At 39.2% G+C, this 19,429-nt stretch carries 18 protein-coding genes and 1 tRNA gene; 16 read left to right on the forward strand and 3 right to left on the reverse strand.

The genetic code is table 11. The annotated features are described in order from the left end of the window. The first annotated feature begins 1 nt into the window (after nt 1). The 5 genes from FF105_RS04965 (at nt 2) to adhP (ending at nt 6,226) form a co-directional block, all read left to right on the forward strand. Nucleotides 2–967 carry an ABC transporter permease gene (locus tag FF105_RS04965; protein WP_139967610.1) on the forward strand — a complete coding sequence of 322 codons (966 nt, stop codon included), beginning with the start codon at nt 2–4 and terminating at the stop codon, nt 965–967. Nucleotides 968–977: 10 nt separating this feature from the next. Beyond that, nucleotides 978–1,874, forward strand: coding sequence for an ABC transporter permease (locus tag FF105_RS04970; RefSeq protein ID WP_010295902.1), 897 nt, complete (start codon nt 978–980; stop codon nt 1,872–1,874). Between the two features lie 124 nt (nt 1,875–1,998). Then, nucleotides 1,999–3,849 carry an ABC transporter substrate-binding protein gene (locus tag FF105_RS04975; protein WP_010295900.1) on the forward strand — a complete coding sequence of 617 codons (1,851 nt, stop codon included), beginning with the start codon at nt 1,999–2,001 and terminating at the stop codon, nt 3,847–3,849. Nucleotides 3,850–4,101: 252 nt separating this feature from the next. Next, the gene (locus FF105_RS04980; RefSeq protein WP_010295897.1) at nt 4,102–5,004 is read left to right on the forward strand and encodes an NADP-dependent oxidoreductase; all 903 of its coding nucleotides are present in this window, start codon (nt 4,102–4,104) and stop codon (nt 5,002–5,004) included. 169 nt (nt 5,005–5,173) lie between these two features. Further along, complete coding sequence (gene adhP, locus FF105_RS04985) at nt 5,174–6,226, forward strand: alcohol dehydrogenase AdhP (RefSeq protein ID WP_004911634.1); 1,053 nt, start codon at nt 5,174–5,176, stop codon at nt 6,224–6,226. 42 nt (nt 6,227–6,268) lie between these two features. Here adhP and FF105_RS04990 read toward each other — a convergent pair whose 3' ends face one another. After that, complete coding sequence (locus tag FF105_RS04990) at nt 6,269–6,601, reverse strand: VOC family protein (RefSeq protein WP_010295891.1); 333 nt, start codon at nt 6,599–6,601, stop codon at nt 6,269–6,271. Nucleotides 6,602–6,606: 5 nt separating this feature from the next. Beyond that, entirely contained in the window at nt 6,607–7,887 is a 1,281-nt protein-coding gene (locus tag FF105_RS04995) for an MFS transporter (protein WP_010295888.1), read from the reverse strand. 187 nt (nt 7,888–8,074) lie between these two features. Here FF105_RS04995 and FF105_RS05000 point away from each other — a divergent pair, with 187 nt between their 5' ends. The 7 genes from FF105_RS05000 (at nt 8,075) to FF105_RS05030 (ending at nt 13,579) form a co-directional block, all read left to right on the forward strand. Further along, nucleotides 8,075–9,019, forward strand: a complete 945-nt coding sequence (locus tag FF105_RS05000; RefSeq protein ID WP_010295885.1) for a helix-turn-helix domain-containing protein — start codon at nt 8,075–8,077, stop codon at nt 9,017–9,019. Nucleotides 9,020–9,027: 8 nt separating this feature from the next. After that, nucleotides 9,028–9,978 (forward strand): Rgg/GadR/MutR family transcriptional regulator, encoded by a 951-nt coding sequence (locus tag FF105_RS05005; protein WP_290046385.1) that lies wholly within the window; start codon nt 9,028–9,030, stop codon nt 9,976–9,978. 20 nt (nt 9,979–9,998) lie between these two features. After that, nucleotides 9,999–11,555 (forward strand): ABC-F family ATP-binding cassette domain-containing protein, encoded by a 1,557-nt coding sequence (locus tag FF105_RS05010; RefSeq protein WP_010295879.1) that lies wholly within the window; start codon nt 9,999–10,001, stop codon nt 11,553–11,555. Continuing rightward, the gene (locus FF105_RS05015) at nt 11,556–12,302 is read left to right on the forward strand and encodes a biotin--[acetyl-CoA-carboxylase] ligase (protein ID WP_010295875.1); all 747 of its coding nucleotides are present in this window, start codon (nt 11,556–11,558) and stop codon (nt 12,300–12,302) included. Then, a complete protein-coding gene (locus FF105_RS05020; RefSeq protein WP_010295872.1) occupies nt 12,299–12,835 on the forward strand; it encodes a biotin transporter BioY in 537 nt (178 codons plus the stop codon). Before FF105_RS05015 ends, FF105_RS05020 begins: the two co-directional genes overlap by 4 nt. Nucleotides 12,836–12,889: 54 nt before the next feature. Continuing rightward, nucleotides 12,890–12,977, forward strand: a tRNA-Ser gene (locus FF105_RS05025). A gap of 176 nt (nt 12,978–13,153) precedes the next feature. Then, the gene (locus FF105_RS05030) at nt 13,154–13,579 is read left to right on the forward strand and encodes an iron chaperone (RefSeq protein ID WP_228934858.1); all 426 of its coding nucleotides are present in this window, start codon (nt 13,154–13,156) and stop codon (nt 13,577–13,579) included. A gap of 145 nt (nt 13,580–13,724) precedes the next feature. Here FF105_RS05030 and FF105_RS05035 read toward each other — a convergent pair whose 3' ends face one another. Next, a complete protein-coding gene (locus FF105_RS05035) occupies nt 13,725–14,048 on the reverse strand; it encodes a hypothetical protein (protein ID WP_010295866.1) in 324 nt (107 codons plus the stop codon). A gap of 190 nt (nt 14,049–14,238) precedes the next feature. On the opposite strand from FF105_RS05035, the gene FF105_RS05040 reads away from it, so the two are divergent. The 4 genes from FF105_RS05040 to FF105_RS05055 all read left to right on the forward strand — a co-directional run bounded on the left by FF105_RS05040 (nt 14,239) and on the right by FF105_RS05055 (nt 19,387). Next, nucleotides 14,239–15,006: a helix-turn-helix transcriptional regulator gene (locus tag FF105_RS05040; RefSeq protein WP_010295864.1), complete on the forward strand. Its 768-nt coding sequence runs from the start codon at nt 14,239–14,241 to the stop codon at nt 15,004–15,006. Between the two features lie 142 nt (nt 15,007–15,148). After that, nucleotides 15,149–15,451 carry a hypothetical protein gene (locus FF105_RS05045; RefSeq protein ID WP_010295861.1) on the forward strand — a complete coding sequence of 101 codons (303 nt, stop codon included), beginning with the start codon at nt 15,149–15,151 and terminating at the stop codon, nt 15,449–15,451. 413 nt (nt 15,452–15,864) lie between these two features. Beyond that, nucleotides 15,865–16,299 (forward strand): hypothetical protein, encoded by a 435-nt coding sequence (locus tag FF105_RS05050; protein ID WP_010295859.1) that lies wholly within the window; start codon nt 15,865–15,867, stop codon nt 16,297–16,299. A gap of 127 nt (nt 16,300–16,426) precedes the next feature. Further along, nucleotides 16,427–19,387, forward strand: a complete 2,961-nt coding sequence (locus FF105_RS05055) for a BspA family leucine-rich repeat surface protein (protein WP_010295857.1) — start codon at nt 16,427–16,429, stop codon at nt 19,385–19,387. Nucleotides 19,388–19,429: the final 42 nt, after the last annotated feature.

A 19,429-nucleotide genomic window follows, 5' to 3' on the forward strand; every position in this document is an offset into this window, starting at 1 on the left:
TATGTGGCGAACGATTTTACGGCGTGTTTTGATTATGATTCCTCAGTTATTTTTGGTTTCAATACTGATTTTTATGTTGGCACAGTTAATGCCTGGTGATCCATTCTATGGAAATTTAAATCCTAACTCCGATCCAGCTACCATTGCGCGCATGCGACATGCGGCTGGCTTGGACCAACCACTATATCAACAATATATTCACTGGATTGATCGTGTTTTTCACGGTGATTTAGGCACATCATACGCCGTTAACAAAGGCTGGACTGTGACGCGAATTATTGCTTCGCGTCTTTGGCCAACCATTTCAATGGGAATTATTGCAGCGATATTAACTTATGTTTTTGCAATCTCTGAAGCTTTATTATCAGCACGACACGAAAACAAAACAATTGACCGCATTTTGATGGTGTGGAATACAATCACCTCAGCAGTACCATCCTTTGTTTTTTATTTTTTGATGATGATTTTGTTTGTTTACTTGATTCCAATTTTTCCAGCTTCAGGTACGGGAATAGATGACTCTCAGAGTTTTACGACGAGTTTTTTCAGTAATTTGCGTTATGCGTTTTTACCTGCGTTCACGATTGCCTTGTTCAGTACGAACAGTATTTTTCAATATTTGAGATCAAACTTATTAGATCAACAAGCACAAGATTATGTTAGAACTGCACGTGCTAAAGGTGTCACAATTAAGGATGTCTTTAGAAAACACATCTTACGAAATGCCTTTCTGCCGATTGCATCGGGAATTGGTTACTCAATTACTGGTGTGCTGGGTGGTGCAATGTTTGCTGAAACAATCTTTGGTTATCCCGGTATTGGTGCATTATTCGTCCAAGCTCTGACTAGTCGTGATTATACAGTCATCACAGCAGTTATGTTATTGCAAGGATTCTTAGCATTGTTGGGTGGCTTACTATCTGATGTTATTTCAGCTTGGGTTGATCCACGTATTCGAGTGAAATAAGGAGTGAACCATGGAAACTAAAATGAAAAAACAACGGTTTGGTGCACGCTTTATTAAAAATTTCTGGCGTGAACTCGAAAAAGATAACTTAGCATTAGTGACAGTTGTCTTGTTAATTGCACTATTCTTATTTATAGTCATTGGTCAATTCTTTGTGCCAAGTAACATTGGGACTATGAGTGATATTTTGAATGCTAATCTACCACCCATGAGTGGTGGTCATATCTTAGGCACAACAGATTCTGGTGCTGACTTTATTTTAACGTTGATTGCCTCAGCTAAAAACTCAATTATTATTGGTTTTGGCGTTGCAATCATTATTACAGTTATTTCAGTTGTTGCTGGTATGATTATCGGCTATTTTGGTGGCTGGATAGATTGGTTATCAATGCGTATTATTGATTTCTGGTTGATTATGCCACTTATCATGATTTTAGCAATTATTTTTTCAACAGCTAAGGGCTTGTCGATTTGGAATTTAATATTGATTTTGGGACTAACCAGTTGGCCAGCGAGCGTGCGTTTGGTTCGAACATTGACGTTATCTGAAGTTAATCGTGATTATGTTGATGCGGCCAAAATTTCGGGAACCCCTTGGTACAAAATACTCTTTACAGGTATTTTTCCAAATATTTCACCAACGATTATATCGGATTTTGCACTAACATTGGCTACTTCAATTGGTATTGAGACAAGTTTGACATTCCTTGGCTTTGGTTTAAAACAAGGCACTAACTCAATCGGAATGATGTTGACTGTGTTAAGCCAGAACTCAGCCTCAACTATCTATACGCAATGGTGGTTATGGTTGCCAGAAACTATTGTGTTGATTATTTTGACAGTTGGTGTTGTGATTTTGGGTCAAGTTGCACGACGTGCGAGTGACCAGCGACAATCAGTTTCTTAAAATAATAATATAAAAATGAGAAAATGATGTTGACAGCAAAATAAATAAGTGATATATTGCTTAACATGATGAGTGTTTTAAAAAAGAACATTCCAATGAAGAAACACAAAAAGGGAGAATATATATGGTAAGCACAGGTGCAAAAATTGGCTTTGGCGTTGTTGGCCTAGTCGTTGTTGTAGGAGGTGGCTGGGCAGCATTGTCAGCAACGTCCAATAAGGACGCTACACCAAAGGCAGTCAGTGTTGGTTCATTTAAGGGTGATTATACTAACTCAAAGGCAGCGATTAAGGGCGGTAATTTAACAGTTACCTATCCTGGACAAGCTGCTTCACCAATCACATTTGCTGGGTATACGGAATTCGCACAGTGGGCGGCTGCTCAACAACAACTACAACCAGCTGGTAATAATCAGTTGTTCTACACCGATAAGAATGGGAAGATTATCAGTAGTGGTCCAGCAAAATTGAAAGTTGACAAAGATGCCAAAACTGTCACGATTACATTGAGAGATAACTTGAAGTGGTCGGATGGTAAAGCTGTCACTGCCAAAGACGTTGAATTTTCACTTGAAACCTTGTCCACTAACACAGTAGCTTCAGGTAACTTTACTGAAGCCTATACCAAGATTAAAGGTTTGACAGATTTCCAAAATGGTAAGTCAAAGTCAATTTCAGGTATCAAGTTTGATGATGGTGAAGATGGCAAGAAGTTGACAGTATCTTATACAAGTCTACCAGCTGCTGTTAACTGGGGTGACGGTGTGCCAGCCTATGCTTTGCCATATCATGATTTGAAAGATGTGAGTTCAAAGACGATTGACACATCTAAAAAAGTTACCAAAACACCTCTGTCATTTGGACCGTTTAAAGTGTCGTCTGTTTCTTCAGACTCAACAGTTAAGTATGTGCGTAACACTGATTACTGGGGTAAACAAGCTAAGTTGAAGACAATCACTTATTATGTTAACCAAGATCAGTCAAAGCTTGAAAATGACTTATCAAAGCAAAAGTTTGATATTGTGACAACAGCGCCAGCTACATTGTGGAAGAATGGTAATACGCCAGTGTTGTCAAAATATAACAATGCCAAGGGATATGCTGCTACTGGTCAAGCTGATGCAGGGTATTGGGAACTTTACTTTAACTTAGGACACGCAGATTCTAAGGGAACAAGTATTCAAGATCGTTCAACGCCATTGCAAGATGCCGACGTACGTAAGGCAGTTGGTTATGCACAAAACGTCGGTGCGGTTGTTGCTAAGTATGGTAATGGTCTACGTGTGACAACTAACACATTAGTTTCAAAGTCAGAAACTAAGAAGTTGTTCTACGATAAGAATGTCAAGGGTTATCAAGAAAAAGCAAATGGCGACATCAAGAAAGCTGATAGTTTGTTGGAAAAGGCAGGCTATAAGAAAGATTCTGATGGTTACTATGCTAAAGATGGCAAGCGTCTAACGTTGACTTACTTGGCTCGTTCAGGTCGTTCAACAGCTGAGTCTGAAGCAAAAGCTTACATCGCTGCATGGAAAGCAGCCGGTATTGAAGTTAAGCTTTATCAAGACAAGTTAGTTGATGCAGCTACTTGGCAGTCAATTGTTTTGTCAGCAAAGAACAATGATTGGGATATCACTGATGGTGGTTGGGGTGAAGGTACAGTACCAACATTTGACCAACTTTGGAGCAAGAATGCTGCTTATAACTTTGGTCATGTCACATCAGCAGCTTTGACTAAGAATTTGACTGACACACAGAATTCAACTTCTGATGCAAGTTTGATTAAGAATATCAAGGCCTTCCAAAAGTTAGTTGTTGATAAAGAAGCCTACACAATTCCTACTTACACTAACATTGATGTGCAATTGGTCAATGGTCGTGTTAAGGGATGGACAAATGCACCTGTCAATGATTTGTATGCTAAATTAAGTGTTACTTCAAACAAATTGACTACTTCTGGTAATCCACGTAAGTAATCACAAATTAAATACGGGTTGGTATCCTCCCATGGCTCACGTTACTTTTCCAGCCCGTAAGCAGTAGTTGAGCCAAACAGTAAAAAACATCACAGCATGGATTTTTGACTTCCTAATGTTGTGATGTTTTTTTATGTCATTTTCTAATTGTTTTATAAAAATTTGAACCAAAATTAACATTTTATTGGCTAATTAGCATACAATGTATGTGACAACGACTCAGACATTTCGAAGAAAAGAAAGTGTGAAAAAATGTACGCAATAGAGATGAAAGATTATGGCGACGTCGATGTTTTTGCAGAGGTAACAGATGCCAAAACACCAGACATTAAGCCCAGTCAGGTACTGGTTAAGCAACGTGCAACAGCTATTGATCCCTATGATGTAAAGTTTCGTGCAGGTGTCATGGGAACTAGTGCACCAACACCACTGATTAATGGCTCGTCTGTGGCTGGTGACATTATTGCAGTAGGTAGTGAAGTAAGTGATTTTCATGTTGGTGATCGTGTTGCTGCATCACCGCATCTCAAAAGTTACGCTGAATTTGTGGCTGTCAGTAGTAAGCAATTAGCTAAAATTCCAGATGGTGTGAGTTATGAAACAGCCGCAGCAGTTGTTTTGGGTGGTCAAACGGGTTATCAAATGATGACGAGCGATTTAGATGTACGACCTGGTGAGAGCGTATTGATTCACGGTGGCGCCGGCTCAGTTGGATTTACTGCGATTCAAGTTGCTCAGGCAATCGGTGCGGATAAAATATACACAACCGCCAGTGGGGAATCAGCCGTATTCTTAAAGGCGTTCAATCCGCATTTACATGTTATTGACTATAAGAAAGAAAGTTTGGCGACTGTTATTAAAGATAAAGTAGACGTCGTGCTTGATACCATCGGTGGTAAAACCTTAACTGATTCTTTGAGCGTGTTGCAATTCGAAGGTCGACTTGTGTCCATAGTTGATGATAATGATGACCCAAGAGTCACTCATAGTTTTATGAAGTCAAATGGTCAGCAATTGGCGGAATTGTTGCAGATGGTTGCCAGTGGTGATGTGAAAGTCAATATTGCTGAAGTGGCGCCATTTAATGTGATTAATCTGAAAGAATTTCATAGTCGTCAGCACGTTTTAGGCAAGTTAGTTTTAAAGTTCTCGTAATCCAACTTTTATTTTTAGAAACCTTAAAGGTCTCTATATATTTGTTAGTGAAACACGTCACTTTATAAAAGAATTTTATGTAAATTTTACATAAAAACTATTTACAAATATGAATTTTATGGTTACAATTTACTTGTAAATAAATTCACATATATGAAAGAGGTTAAATATGAAAGCAGCAGTTGTCCGTGAAGTGAATGATGGGTATGTTGATTTAATTGATGATTGGCAACCACGCGCGTTAGGCTTCGGTGATGCTTTGGTTGATGTTGAATACGTCGGTCTTTGCCACACTGATTTGCACTGTGCTAATGGTGACTTTGGTAATCCAAACGAAATTGGTGAACGAAACGGTCAATTCCGTCGTGTTATTGGTCATGAAGGCGTTGGTCGTGTTTCAAAGTTAGGCGAAGGTGCCGGTGATTATCTTAAAATTGGTGATCGCGTATCAATTGCTTGGTTCTATGATGCTTGTGGTGTTTGTGACTACTGTGTTTCAGGTAATGAAACGTTCTGCCGTAAGGTTCGTAACTCAGGTTACACGATTGACGGTGCAATGTCACAACAGGTTGTTGTCAACTCAAAATATGCAGTGAAAGTACCAGAAGGTTTGGATCCAGTTGAAGCAACATCAATCACTTGTGCCGGTGTGACAATGTATAAGTCACTTAAAGTTGGTGAAACAAAGCCAGGTGAATGGGTGTCAGTTCATGGTGCCGGTGGTTTAGGTAACTTGGCTGTGCAATATGCTCATAATGTATTTGGTGCACACGTAGCCGTTATTGATGGTAACGATGACAAGTTGGCTGCTGCTAAGGCTAACGGTGCTGAAGTGTTGGTCAACCGTAAGACCGAAGATGTGGTTGCTAAGGTTAATGAACTAACTGGTGGTGTGCATAACGCGCAAGTAACTGCTGTTAATGATGCAGCTTTCTCACAAGCTGTTAATGTTTTGCGCCCAATGGGTAAGTTAGTGGCCGTTGCTTTGCCACAAGGTGATATGGCACTCAATATTGCTAAAACAGTATTAGACGGCATTGAAGTTCGAGGATCACTTGTTGGTACTCGTGCCGATTTGAAAGAAGCTTTCCAATTTGGGGCTGAAGGTAAAGTTAAACCAATCGTCGAAACAGTTGATTTCAAGGATATGAATGATGTGATTGATGAGATGAAGGCTGGTAACATTACTGGACGTAAAGTCTTTGACTTCACAGCATTATAATTAAAAAAAACGAGATACAGAATTTGTATCTCGTTTTTTTAACTATTGATTTGCCTCAAGTGTGATTAAATTACCTTCGGAGTCATGGATTTTAAAGGCGATTTTATTGCCGAAACGTGGCTCGGGCTTGCCTACAATTGGAATAAAATTATTGCGAAGATGTTGCTTTAATTCATCTTGATGGTCTCTAATCAACATTTCTAATTGATCAGTTGATTCACCGGCTACAAAAATAATATCATCACCATCAATCATTAAGTGGCGACCACTTGCGTGACCAGATTGTGGTAGGTCGAATACATCACGCCAAAAACGGTAGGCGCGGTTGACATCTTGAGCTGGAATTGTTTTAATGTTGAGTTTTCTTGGTTTCATAATACTTATAGTATAGCTGTTTCAGTGGTTTTTTCAACCTTCTCAATGTCATGTTGACGGGTTAAAATGATGTATACAACAGTCATCAATGTCACAATTGCCATGATTAACCACGAGATATTTGGTGAGATCAAATTTGCAATACCAAGGAACAATAACTGACCAACTGGCGCGCTTGACAAAGCAAATGTATTGAGCAAACCACTGACACTTGCCAGCTTGTTTTGATCAATGCGTTTCATTAAAATGGCACCAAATTTGGGATTGACTTGCGCGTTAAAATAAGCAACGACAAAGGAAATAAGCATCCATACACTGCCGTTTGGATAAATGATTGGTACGAGCTCTAAGCCTAGTACGCCAGTCAGCGCTACGGCTAGTAATTGCTTAGTTGTTAGATGACTCAGAAAAGGCATGGGCAGAAGAGAGCCTAACAACATCCCGGTTGAAAAGATAGCGCCAAACATCGCGACGGTAGTGCCAAAACTACCAATGAGCAGGCTTTTTTCGTGTAAAAGTGTGACATTAAATACGCCATTTAGCGAGGTGCCAATAAAATTAACTGCAGTGGCTAATAGCATTAACTGAAAGAACAGCTTGTCTTGATAAACATACGAAAAAGTCATTTTTAAGTCGTGCCACATGGGTTGCGTTGGTTTTGGACGTTGTGTTGTTTCAATATGTGCTTCGGCTTGTTTGAAGTGGTGACGATTGACAGTCATAATGAACCAAGCGACGATGAACATGAACGCATTGATCAAGCTAAAAGCGGCATAATCCTGATGTAGTAATCCCAATAATCCGACACCGGCAAAACCGCCAATTAAACTCACCGTGATACTGACCGCCTGCTCCAATCCCATTGCGTTTTGTAATTGATCATCGCTTAAAATATATCGTGATACGGGGGTCATTAATAGATTACTGTATGAGCCAATGGTATCAGCGAAAAAAATAAGTACTAGTAGCGCGATAAAACTGTCAAACCGACCATGCCAGAAAGTTAGAATAACAGTCACAATTAAGAATATACCGGCTTGCGATAGTCGGGCAAATGACCAAGCGCGCAGATGATTTTTAGTTTTATCTGCCAAATTTCCCATCACAACTGATAGTAGTGATGGGAAGAACTCAGCGAATGCCACTAATGTTACTGCGAGCGTTTTATTGGGTAGGATAGCGGCATAAATTAAAAAAACAATGTTAAAAAAACTGCTCCCAATATTATTAAAGAACTGCGCTATAATCATCACGCGAAATGCTTTGTTGACTTTGAAAACCTGCATTAGCAATACTCCTTTTGACTTGAATAAATTAAGTGTACACGGTAAGATAAATTAAAGAACAATAAGAGAATATATTCTACTTTAAATCATCTGTACACAACAGTTAGTAAAATAAGCATAGTTGATTTTGTTGTTAACACGATATAAGTGACATATATGACAACTTTTAAAAATAAGCAGGTATAAAATGACAAATTATGGCGAAGTTTTGCATGAATTGCGTGTTGGCAAACAGATGACATTAGCAAAAACAGCGGGGGATATTGTATCTGCTTCCTTTTTGGCTCGTTTTGAAAAAGGTGACACCAACATATCGTTAGAACACTTCACAAGGATATTGCAGCGGTTAAATGTCAGCCCCTTAGAATTTTTTGCGCTAGCCAACAAGTTTTCTGCGCAAATGTTTGATGATTTATTTACACAAATAACCGAACAGGCAACAATTGATTTAACGTGTAACAGCGCAGTTGTGGGTCAATATGTGTCATTATTAGCTAAGAAATTAACGCATACGACACAGCGATTGCCGGTGTTGTTGGCGCTAGATTTCTTTCAAACATTACTTGATGTGCAACACTTAGCACAACATGCTAATATGACAAATGTTTCTCAACGTTTGTTACAAGGTGGACGCCGAGCAAAAAATTATTTATTGTCAGTTGATACATGGGGTGAATTTGAGATGAAAATATTGACCCGATTTGCCTCAATGATTAGCGCCTCAGAGCTACGACCATTAGTTCAGTTAGCGGTACAAAAAATTGCCATTTATCAGCAGCAAGCTGTGTATGAAGATTATATGTTTCGTTTGTTAAATTCAGTTTTCTTTGCGACTGTGTACACTGATACGCAATTATCAGCTGAAATCCTGACGCTTATGTCCAGAGAAATGACAGCTCGAAATAATGCTGATAATCATTTGAAATACAGGTTAGCTGAGGCGTTACAAGCGCTTGCTGAAGGTCAAATTGCAAAAAGTCGAGCAAATTTTGAACAATTGACAACTGTAAGCCAACAAATTGGTTTGACATTTGATACATTCTTTGGCTTCTCAGCACAGGACTGGTTAGCTTTTGAGGAACAAGTGAAACACGGGCAACAACATACACGCATTCTGCGTTTTGAATTGTGAGGTAAACTATGATTGATTATGGCGCGACATTTAAACGCTTGCGAGAAGATAAGGGCTTGAAAATTGTTGACCTCGAGCAACCCAATATTTCACGATCATTGATTGGTAAATTTGAAAGCGGTCAAACACGGATGTCGGCTGATCGTTTAGACAAATTATTAGCCGACATGGGTGTTAGCCATGATGAATTCTTATTTCTTGGTGGTGATCGTAGTGATAATTATATTTATACAAAACTACATGAAATGGGCGTGCAAACCGGTGAACCAAAAGAAATGCAACAACTTGAGGCGATGATTACACGATCAACTAATGATTTAAAACATGGTCGTGGTGGGATTGGCGCTCGTTTTATGCGTGAATTTGGTTTGATGCTGAAGTACGGCATAGACAAAGAAACGAATGAGCAGTTCTATGATCGTGTTGAAGTAAAAAAGCATGTCAAACCAGCTGTTGATTTTCTCAAGCAAGCTGAAACTTGGGGGCGAATTGAACTAGACATTTTTACTTTGTTCTATCCGGGGATGTCACCAACAGACTTGTTGACACTGGGGCGTTTAGCCATTAAACGGGCACATTTTTATTCACAATTGCGAACAGAACAGATGCGTTTAGTTAACATTATTGACGTTGTTTTCACTGGCTTGATTTACACAGATATTTATGGCGCCGCTGAAATGTTAGCTTTAGAAGAATCGGTATTAAAGCGTATGGACGAATTCATGACGAATTTAACCACGCAACGGTTAAGGCTTGTGTATAGCAAAGGCATATTGCAAATGCTTCAGGGAAATGTTGAAGGTGGCTACACACAAGCAACGTCTGTTGTCCCAGCATACGAAATTGCTGGCATGAATCAGACGGCAAAATTCGTTCAAGAGGCAGCAAAATTAACGCGCAAGGAAATATTGGCCGGTAATCCTGACAATATACCACACACATACTCAATGTTGATTTAAAATGTGATAAACTTATAGTTATGGCATTATTAGAAGTAAACGGCCTAACCATGGCCTACGCAGAAAAAACTTTATATGAAGACGCAGAGTTTGAGCTTCAAAGCGGCGAACACATGGGAATTGTTGGACAAAATGGTGCCGGCAAATCAACGCTCATTAAGATTGTCACTGGGCAAGAACTTCCATTATCAGGCAAAATTGATTGGCAAAAAGGCTTGAAAATCGGTTATTTGGACCAGTATGCAGAAATTCCAGAGGGCATGACGCTGGTTGATTTTTTGCATACCGCTTATCAAGACCTATATGACAAACAAGATCGTATCACGGCACTTTACAATGAGTATGCCGAAACGTTGTCTGATAAATTGCTCGAACGCGCTGGTCGCATGCAAGAAGAACTTGATGCGGCAGGCTTTTATGATGTCGACACGCAAATTGAGCGTGTGATTTCTGGTTTGGGATTAGAGGCTATTGGACGTGAGCGTGAGTTGGAAGCTATGTCTGGTGGACAGCGCGCCAAGGTCATTTTGGCCAAGCTCTTGTTGGAAAATGACGACGTGATTATTTTGGATGAGCCAACCAACTATTTGGATGTGGCACACATTGAATGGCTGGAAGACTTTTTGCAAACCTTTGAAGGTGCAGCAATGATTATTTCCCATGATTTTGATTTCTTAGACAAAGTCACTAACGCAATCATTGATGTTTCATTTGGTAAAATCACTAAATTCCGTGGTTCATTTAAAAAGGCTATGCGTCAAAAAGACGAACGCGCCGAACAACAGTTGCGTCAGTACGAAAAGCAACAAACAGAAATTGAAAAGGCACAAAAGTTCATTGCCAAAAATAAGGCACGTGCTTCAACTTCTAAGCAAGCAAAGTCTCGTGAAAAAATGTTGGCGCGCATGGACCGTGTTGATCCACCTTCTGAAACCTTGCAAGCTAAATTTAATTTTCCCTATGTTAATTCACAGTCAGCTAACGCGTTGACAGTTAGTGATTTGTCTGTGGGCTATGTGACACCGGTGCTAGAGCCCGTGACTTTTTCAATTACCACTGGGCAAAAAGTTGTCTTTAAAGGTTTTAACGGCGCTGGTAAATCAACTTTGATTAAATCAATTTTGGGTGTCATACCGGCATTGGCTGGTCAATCTGAATTTTCCCCATCAGCGGTTGTTAATTATTTTGACCAAGATTTGGCTTGGGATAATGATAGCAAGACACCATTGCAGGAAATGCAAGATCGTTTTCCAACATTGGAACCAAAAGCCTTGCGTACGCGTTTAGCTGCAGCAGGCATCAATGCCGAAAATGCCCAAAAACCATTGCAACAACTTTCAGGTGGTGAACAAACCAAAGTTAAGTTGGCAATCATGGAAATGAAACCAAGTAATTTCTTGATTTTAGATGAGCCAACTAACCATTTGGATGAAGGTACTAAGAATGCTTTGCGCGCAGCGATTGACAAGTTTCAAGGCAATGTCATTATTGTGTCTCACGAGACCAGCTTTACACAAGGACTTGGGGACAAGGAATTGAACGTTGCAGCATTAAGTTATAAAAAGGAATCAGATTAAATGAATTTACTTACTCAAACAGGTATGCATGACGATATTACTGTGATTGATGTGGTTGATTCAACAATGACAATAGGTCGTGATATGCTCAAACAGGGCGTGTCACGACCTTTTGGCATTGTGAGCAATCAACAGCGCGCTGGTTATGGTAAAAAGGGACGCTTTTTCTTTTCACCGCGAGGCGCAGGCGTTTATCAAACTTATGTTTTTGATGTTGCGGGCGAATTTGACGCTGGTCTCTTAACAACAGGGGTTGCGGTTTCTGTGGCAGAGGTTCTTTTTGAAATGACTGGGATTCAAGTGTCATTGAAGTGGGTCAACGATTTTTACCTACATGATCGTAAAATGGGTGGTGTCCTAGTTGAAGGTATTTTAACTTCGGGTAAAATAACACAGGTGATTATCGGTATTGGTTTAAATATTTTACCGACGGCGGTGCCATCTGATTTGGAAGATATTGTAACAACACTCGGTGTGGACGTGGATCGCAATACGTTAGTTGCCGCGATTTTTGAAAGAATTGTTCAAAATATATCTGGATATCAAGCAGGTCAACATCTTGATTATTACCGTCAGCATTCATATTTAAAGGATAAGATGGTCACTTTACTGACAAATAACCAAGAAATTTCTGGACAAGTTCTTGACATTGGTACATGGGGTGAATTATTATTGAAACATGATGAAAACTTAACACCATTCATCAGTGGTGACGTAACGAAGGTGTTCATTAAGGGGAAGAAATGAAAAATAATACACAACGAATTGCGATTACAGCGGTTTTGACCGCGCTATTACTGATTATTGGACCACTAGCAATTAATGTTGGACCAGTGCCAATGACACTACAAACTTTAATTGTTGCACTAGTAGCTTCAGTAGCGTCAACGCGGGTTAGTTTAACAGCCATTGGACTTTATATTGTACTTGGCGCACTTGGTTTGCCGGTCTTTGCAGGATATTCTAGTGGCTTTGCCGTCTTGATTGGACCAACTGCCGGCTATTTGTGGTCATTCTTGCTTTATGCACCAATCATTGGGTTGACAATTAAGCATACCTCAAACATTTTGGCATTGATTGTTGCCAACATTGTAGCAGTGGTTGTTAATTTGGTGATTGGTACAATTTGGTTGTCTATCAGTACGCACATGAGTGCAACAGCAGCAATTGCGGCTGGTGTGACACCGTTCGTATTATCAGGATTGATCAAAATAGTTGTTGTGGTATTAGCCACAGTGTTGATCCGTCAGGCTACTCAAAAAATGCGTTTGACGGTATAAGTGTTAACGGGTATTGCTATCATCGGGAAATTCTGGTATAGTATTATCTGTTATGGAGAAGTACTCAAGCGGCTGAAGAGGCGCCCTTGCTAAGGGTGTAGACGTGTTAAAGCGTGCGAGGGTTCGAATCCCTTCTTCTCCACTAACCATTGAATGGCGTTGTATCAAGTTGTAAAAACCTTGATATGACGCTTTTTTTCATGCAGTAAATTGATTGAAATGTTAATAATACTAAGTATATGGATCACAATCGTTGCAAGGCGCGGGGATTAGAAGGTGAGATGATATAATATTAAAAACACTCTTAAGGAGAAAATGATGGCACAAAAAGAAACGTTTTCGGAATTTGAACGACAAGCAATGCGGAAAAGAGCAAAAGAACTTAAAAAAGCCAAAAACACGGAGGCAGATGTTTTAGAGAAAATAGCAGAAATGACTGACGAAGAAGCTAGCTTTGCGATGACAATTCATGATATCGTAAAGCGTGTCGCACCTGAGTTAAAAGCTAAAACGTGGTATGGTATGCCTGCCTATGCAAATGCTGATGGGAAAGTGGTGATATTTTTCCAAGCGGCGACGAAATTTAAAGCGAGGTATTCGACGATTGGTTTCAATGATACCGCTTCACTTGACGAAGGAAACTTATGGACGACGTCATTTGCCATTAGCGCTATGACAAATGACGTCGTTGCAAAATTGACAGTGCTCATTAAACGCAGTATCTCGGGTAACAATATTTCATGAGCACAGTAACATGTTGATATGACGTGTGGTACTTATTCAATTTAACATCTCAAAAAAACCACGACTGGAAGGTAATTCAAGTCATGGTTTTTTTGTCCTACGGTTAATTTTAAAAATTGTCTACCGGCATAATTAAAGTATCCGTTTAGTTGTGGTGTTGATGTGAACTGTGGGCTTGAATATTATTTTTAATTTGCAAAGCCCAAATGACAGTGCGCCGTCCTAAAAAATAAGACATCCCACCAAATAACACTTCTATGCCAACACACACCCACCAAAGCTGAGTTAGAGGGTGATTAAATAAGCTAGGCACAAACATGATGAACATGTAAAGGAAAATGACAAAAGCACAAACCGCAACAGCCCAGACGACGAGTGCGAGCCAGAATCTGAAGCCAAATGGTTTGTCATCATCAACATCAAATAACGTGTCTGAGAATACCAAAATCATGCCAAATAATTCTTCCATAGTAGTTGCCCTTCGAGTTTTTCTTATTGTACCATAAGCAATTGTTATCATGATGAAGTAATTAAACCTTGATATTTTTTTACGCGCAAATCCCCAAATAACGCCATGCTAGTGACGCTTGCTTTACAAGAGCAAGCAGGAATTGCTAGTATTGTTCTTAGTGAGTCGGTTACATTAGGAGATGAAAGCTATGAGTTTTGAACAAGATATTAAACAACTAAGACTACAAAAAAAGATGACACAACAGGAGCTGGCAGATGAAGTTCATGTCAGTCGGCAAACTGTGTCAACTTGGGAAACAGGTAAAAATTATCCTAGTTTGGATGTCTTAAGGCGTTTGAGTGATTTGTTTGACGTATCTTTCGAAAAAATAATGTTCGGAGAAGAAATCGACATGACAAACAAACAAAAAAGCATTGCTGAAGCAATTGATCAAGATGTGTCATTGAAGCATCGCTATAAGCGACTCACGATGATACTGGGGTCCATTTTTGTATTATTGGTATTATGGTTGGGCATGCTGTTGGTTGGTTACCAAAAAGGCATTGATACAATTGACCGCATGAATCCATTTTTGCAATACAAAGTTGCCTATACAAAAATGCCTAGCGATAAAGTCACTAATCCCAATAATAAGGCAAACCATGGTTATTGGACAAAATGGTTTTCAGATAATGACATGGGGACGGAGTGGACGAAGCTAACGCTAACAACGGGACTCAACCCCGGCGTGAAAGATCCGTACGTAATGGCTTATCACAAAGGCAGCTACGTTAAAATTGCCAGAATTGTACCGGGATCATCAGTTAGCACCGTCATGAAAAGCAATGTTTCAGCTATCACAAGATTGATGTATTCAAAAGATCACGATAATTTGAGTATGAATTTCCGATCAGTTAAGGATTTACAAAATAAAAAGCACTTTAATAAAGTTATTCAAGAACTTGTTGTGCAGTAGGTTAAACAAAGAATCATTATTGGGGATGATTCTTTTGCTTTTATTGAAAAAAGATTAAAAAATTCGGAAAATTTAGCCTTTAGATTGTACTATAATGAGAGTTATATACTAGGTTGATTGAAGCGATTGGGAGGTCGAAATCATGAATGATAATCAGATGAACTATGGCATTGCTGAAAAGCATAGTTTTAAAGATACCCTCCGAAACATTGGTAATATTGCTGCTGTGGGGACACATCGTTATTATTTTTATGTGGAACACGAGGGCAATGCGAGCCAAAATAAAATTTCTAAGAACGACTTGTTGCGACTCTTGGTAGATAACAAACAATTACAAAATCAGATTTTGGCTAATGAACTGAATATTGACAAGGGTGGTGAATTCACAATGGGGATTGTGAATACCTGTATCGCTCAAAACATTATTAGCTATCTTAATCGTTGACAGGTCGCTTGGCGAACGCGAAAAGAATAGATAACTTAATTGTCAATTATATCCACCACCAATAACGTGTGAGGAAGAATATAATGGCAAAGACTAACAGTGCAAATCCAATAAATTGACAAACATATTTTGCGACAGGATGGTGAATGTTAAAACCAATCGCTAAAGAAAATACCCCGACAACGACACAACATACTATGGTAACAAGCATGGTAGTATACATTAGCTTCTCCTTTCGTGGGACTAATTAATTTAATACTAGCAGACATCTATTTATAATCAAAGTAATACGTCCTGCTTTATTTGAAAAATACCATAATCTTCTTATCATCATCTCAAGGTGAAAATTGATAAAATGTTTGTTATTATATAGTAAGAAATAACAAAAAAATTCATTATTTGGGGAGAATCAAATGTTTCATATTCAGCCAACGCCTATTTCTTGGGTGCTGTGGGCGGCCATGTTTGCCGTACCTGTTGTCATTATTTTGCTAGGTGTCTATGCCTATTTCTTTGGTGGTAAGAAGCGTTTAGGCAACACGATTGGTGTCATCGGTATTATCGCAGCACTGGTTGTATTCGGACTAGCAGCGTCGTCAAAATATTATAATTATATCCACTCATCAAGTTACATTAAGTCCAAAAAGACTTACCAGTTGGAATATAACAACAATCAAAAACGTGAAATTGTCATCAAAGATTATCAAGGTAAGGTCATTTATCAATATACTGGCTCATTTAGCTTTGATCGAAGCGGACATGGTGTTAATCTGGTTGATAATAAGACAGGTAAGAAAACGTCAATCTACATTGGAGATAACGCCACTGTGATTGTAACAGATAAATAAAATTAGCGGAGACGACATCATGTCGTCTCCGCTTTTTAGGTTAACGTTCACAATTTGTTCACCAAAAATTCGTCTGGTCTTCCCCCCCTAGTAGAATGAGGGTCTAGGCTACTAATGGAGAAAAATCATGCGTTTGAACAAACAATTCTACTTACCAATATTAATTACATTACTAACCTTCACAGGTCCAATACAGTCCGTGACAGCTGCCGAAGTGATGACAGCTGATGACGTCAAAACGGATAAAAAGCTACGTCTACCAAATGACGGTCGCTCTGACTTGCAAGAATTGATTCAGCGCGTCGCTACTGACGATACGGGTGACGGTCAGTCAGCAGGGGCGGAATCTGATGAGCTCGAGACACCTGAAGTAGCCGAACCGGAACAGCCTAAAGTTGAAGCAGACCCACAAGTTGAACAACCTTTGGCGAAGACAGATAGTAAGCCAGCTTCGTCTGGAAAAGCACCGAGAACAATTACGGAGAATCTGAACGGAACTAGCACTTGGACATTTGATTCGGATACTGGTTTGTTGGTTTTTGAGCAGGGACGATTATCACAGAACATCTACTCAAACATAGAAGCTGCTGAATTGTATCGTAACGACGTCAAAAAAATTAAATTTGAAGGGACTGTCACAGTAGACCCCAACGTGCCTTATTTATTTGCTAATCTAGGACAACTCACTGAATTTATTGATTTGCAAAATTTTGATACGAGTAATGTAACCTCGATGTCTTATTGGTTTTACAACAGTAAAGGCCTGACTAATCCTGATTTGAGTGCGTTGAATACCAGTAATGTGACGAATATGTCTAATATGTTTTATGGTACTCTCGCGACCAGTTTAGACTTGAGTGCGTGGAACGTCGATAAAGTAACAACGTTTGCCTACATGTTTTCTGGCGCGACGGCTTTGACCACTTTGAATTTATCAAGTTGGGGTGCGCATCGAACAGCAGACGTCGTTTCAATGGCCCATATGTTTTATAATACGGCAGCGTTGCAGAATGACAACTTTAATTTAACTGATTTTAATACCACCAACGTTAATAACATGACTTATATGTTTCAGAGCACGGGTTTGACGAATTTAGATTTAAGTATGTGGGACATTACTAAAGTCGCTGATTTTTCGTATATGTTCAATGGTTCCAAAATTGTAAATTTGGACCTTAGTCATTGGGGCGAGAACCGAACAGCAGAAAATGTTAACATGGCAGACATGTTTTATAACACACAATTTTTGGAGAATCTTGTGTTGACTGATTTTAAAACTAACCATGTTACTAATATGGCTTATATGTTTGGATATACGAAAAAAATGACGGTTTTGGACTTGAGTCAGTGGGATGTTTCAGAAGTCACCAATTTTTCGTACATGTTTGCTTCTTCTTCCTTGGTGACTTTGAACGTAAGTAATTGGTGTAAAAATGGAACTGCGGAAAATATCAATATGTCGCATATGTTTCAATGGATGGTGGGACTAGAAAATCTAATACAGAGTGATTTTACGACCGACAGGGTAACGGATATGTCCTATATGTTTCAGAGTTTTAGCAAAGAATATTTAGATTTGAGTTCTTGGAACGTATCAAAAGTGACGACTTTTGTGGGTATGTTTAATGGCACAGAGGCGAAGACAATTGATTTAAGTGGTTGGGGTGTCAATCGAACGGCTGAAAACGTAACGATGGAAGATATGTTTCGGAGCACAAATGTAGAAGGGCTGACATTAAACAATTTTGATACTATCAACGTCACTGACATGACTCGAATGTTTGAAAGCATAAATCTGAACGCGTTAGATTTAAGTCATTTTAATGTTGACCAAGTGACCGAGTTTCAGTTCATGTTTAATAAGTCAAAACTTGAAGTGATCAATTTGAGTAGTTGGGGAAGTAACCGAGAGATCGATGGTGTTAATATGCGTAGTATGTTTGCTTATACAGAGGACTTGAAGCAACTGATATTAACTAACTTTATGACCACGGGTGTTGCAACAATGATGGATATGTTTAGTTATTCGGGTATAGGCGAATTAGATCTTAGCTGGTGGGATGTTTCACAAGTAGCAAATTTTATGAACATGTTTAACTTTTCTCAATTAAAAACGCTTGATGTGAGCCACTGGAATGTTGGTGAAAATGTTGCAAGTGTTGGCATGACTAGTATGTTTGCTAATATGAGTCAATTAAATCAATTGACGTTGACGGGATTTAAAACAACCAATGTAACGGCTATGACCAGCATGTTTAATAAAAATGGGGCTTCTCAATTAGATGTAAGTGATTGGGACGTTTCTAAAGTAACCTATATGAGTAACATGTTTTATGATAGTCGAGTTACTACGCTTGACTTAAGTAAATGGAATACCAGCAGTCTGACAGGAAGAACAAACATGTTTACCCAAATGACTAAGCTCTGGAAAGTTAAGTTGGGCCCAAATGTTCAATTAGGTACAGGAAATGAGACGACAATGACGTTTACTGCAGCACCGTCAATTGGCACAACACTCAATGACAATGGTCATAACTACATTACCACGGCGGCAAGTTGGCAAGTGGTTGGTTCTGGTACAGACCATAATCCTAAGGGGGACATTGTCACGACAAGTGATATGTGGCAAAACGAACTGCAATCAGCCACCTATGTTTGGACGCAAGCACCGTTTGTCAATAGCGTTTCATCTTTTGGATTTGGTCAGGTAAAAGCGAGTGATTTTCGTGGCAGTAAGGTGCCAACAGCTGTTGGTGCATCTTCTTGTTCGTTTAATTTGAGTAACTTAGAGGTTAATCAACCGTATCAAATCACTATTGAACAAACAAGTGATTGGACAAATCATGAAACGTCGAAAAAAATTTCTGACTCGGATCTTAGTATGTATTATGGCGATGACGATATGTCAAACGGGCCAGTCATTTTTTGGCAAGAGGAAGCCCAAAATAGCCAAGTCAACATTCCGTTTGATCATGACAATGAGAAGCGATTTAACTTACAAATGAACAAAAATATCACCATGAATTCATCATTGATTGGTAAGTTGCTTGAATCCACGGTTACATGGTCATTCAATGACACACCATAATGTTTTGTCCGTTAATTGTTCATCAAGTAGCCCCCCCTAATT

The organism is Leuconostoc sp. UCMA20149, assembly GCF_030400235.1.
Taxonomy (GTDB): Bacteria; Bacillota; Bacilli; order Lactobacillales; family Lactobacillaceae; genus Leuconostoc; species Leuconostoc pseudomesenteroides.

Bases quoted from the DNA above. Each gene is read 5' to 3' on its own strand.
- FF105_RS05045 (WP_010295861.1), top strand. From the start codon at position 15,149: ATGAATGATAATCAGATGAACTATGGCATTGCTGAAAAGCATAGTTTT.
- FF105_RS05030 (WP_228934858.1), top strand. From the start codon at position 13,154: ATGGCACAAAAAGAAACGTTTTCGGAATTTGAACGACAAGCAATGCGG.
- FF105_RS05035 (WP_010295866.1), bottom strand. From the start codon at position 14,048: ATGGAAGAATTATTTGGCATGATTTTGGTATTCTCAGACACGTTATTT.
- FF105_RS05020 (WP_010295872.1), top strand. From the start codon at position 12,299: ATGAAAAATAATACACAACGAATTGCGATTACAGCGGTTTTGACCGCG.
- FF105_RS04990 (WP_010295891.1), bottom strand. From the start codon at position 6,601: ATGAAACCAAGAAAACTCAACATTAAAACAATTCCAGCTCAAGATGTC.
- FF105_RS05050 (WP_010295859.1), top strand. From the start codon at position 15,865: ATGTTTCATATTCAGCCAACGCCTATTTCTTGGGTGCTGTGGGCGGCC.
- FF105_RS04965 (WP_139967610.1), top strand. From the start codon at position 2: ATGTGGCGAACGATTTTACGGCGTGTTTTGATTATGATTCCTCAGTTA.
- FF105_RS05040 (WP_010295864.1), top strand. From the start codon at position 14,239: ATGAGTTTTGAACAAGATATTAAACAACTAAGACTACAAAAAAAGATG.
- FF105_RS04980 (WP_010295897.1), top strand. From the start codon at position 4,102: ATGTACGCAATAGAGATGAAAGATTATGGCGACGTCGATGTTTTTGCA.
- adhP (WP_004911634.1), top strand. From the start codon at position 5,174: ATGAAAGCAGCAGTTGTCCGTGAAGTGAATGATGGGTATGTTGATTTA.
- FF105_RS05055 (WP_010295857.1), top strand. From the start codon at position 16,427: ATGCGTTTGAACAAACAATTCTACTTACCAATATTAATTACATTACTA.
- FF105_RS04995 (WP_010295888.1), bottom strand. From the start codon at position 7,887: ATGCAGGTTTTCAAAGTCAACAAAGCATTTCGCGTGATGATTATAGCG.
- FF105_RS05015 (WP_010295875.1), top strand. From the start codon at position 11,556: ATGAATTTACTTACTCAAACAGGTATGCATGACGATATTACTGTGATT.
- FF105_RS05010 (WP_010295879.1), top strand. From the start codon at position 9,999: ATGGCATTATTAGAAGTAAACGGCCTAACCATGGCCTACGCAGAAAAA.
- FF105_RS04970 (WP_010295902.1), top strand. From the start codon at position 978: ATGGAAACTAAAATGAAAAAACAACGGTTTGGTGCACGCTTTATTAAA.
- FF105_RS04975 (WP_010295900.1), top strand. From the start codon at position 1,999: ATGGTAAGCACAGGTGCAAAAATTGGCTTTGGCGTTGTTGGCCTAGTC.
- FF105_RS05000 (WP_010295885.1), top strand. From the start codon at position 8,075: ATGACAAATTATGGCGAAGTTTTGCATGAATTGCGTGTTGGCAAACAG.
- FF105_RS05005 (WP_290046385.1), top strand. From the start codon at position 9,028: ATGATTGATTATGGCGCGACATTTAAACGCTTGCGAGAAGATAAGGGC.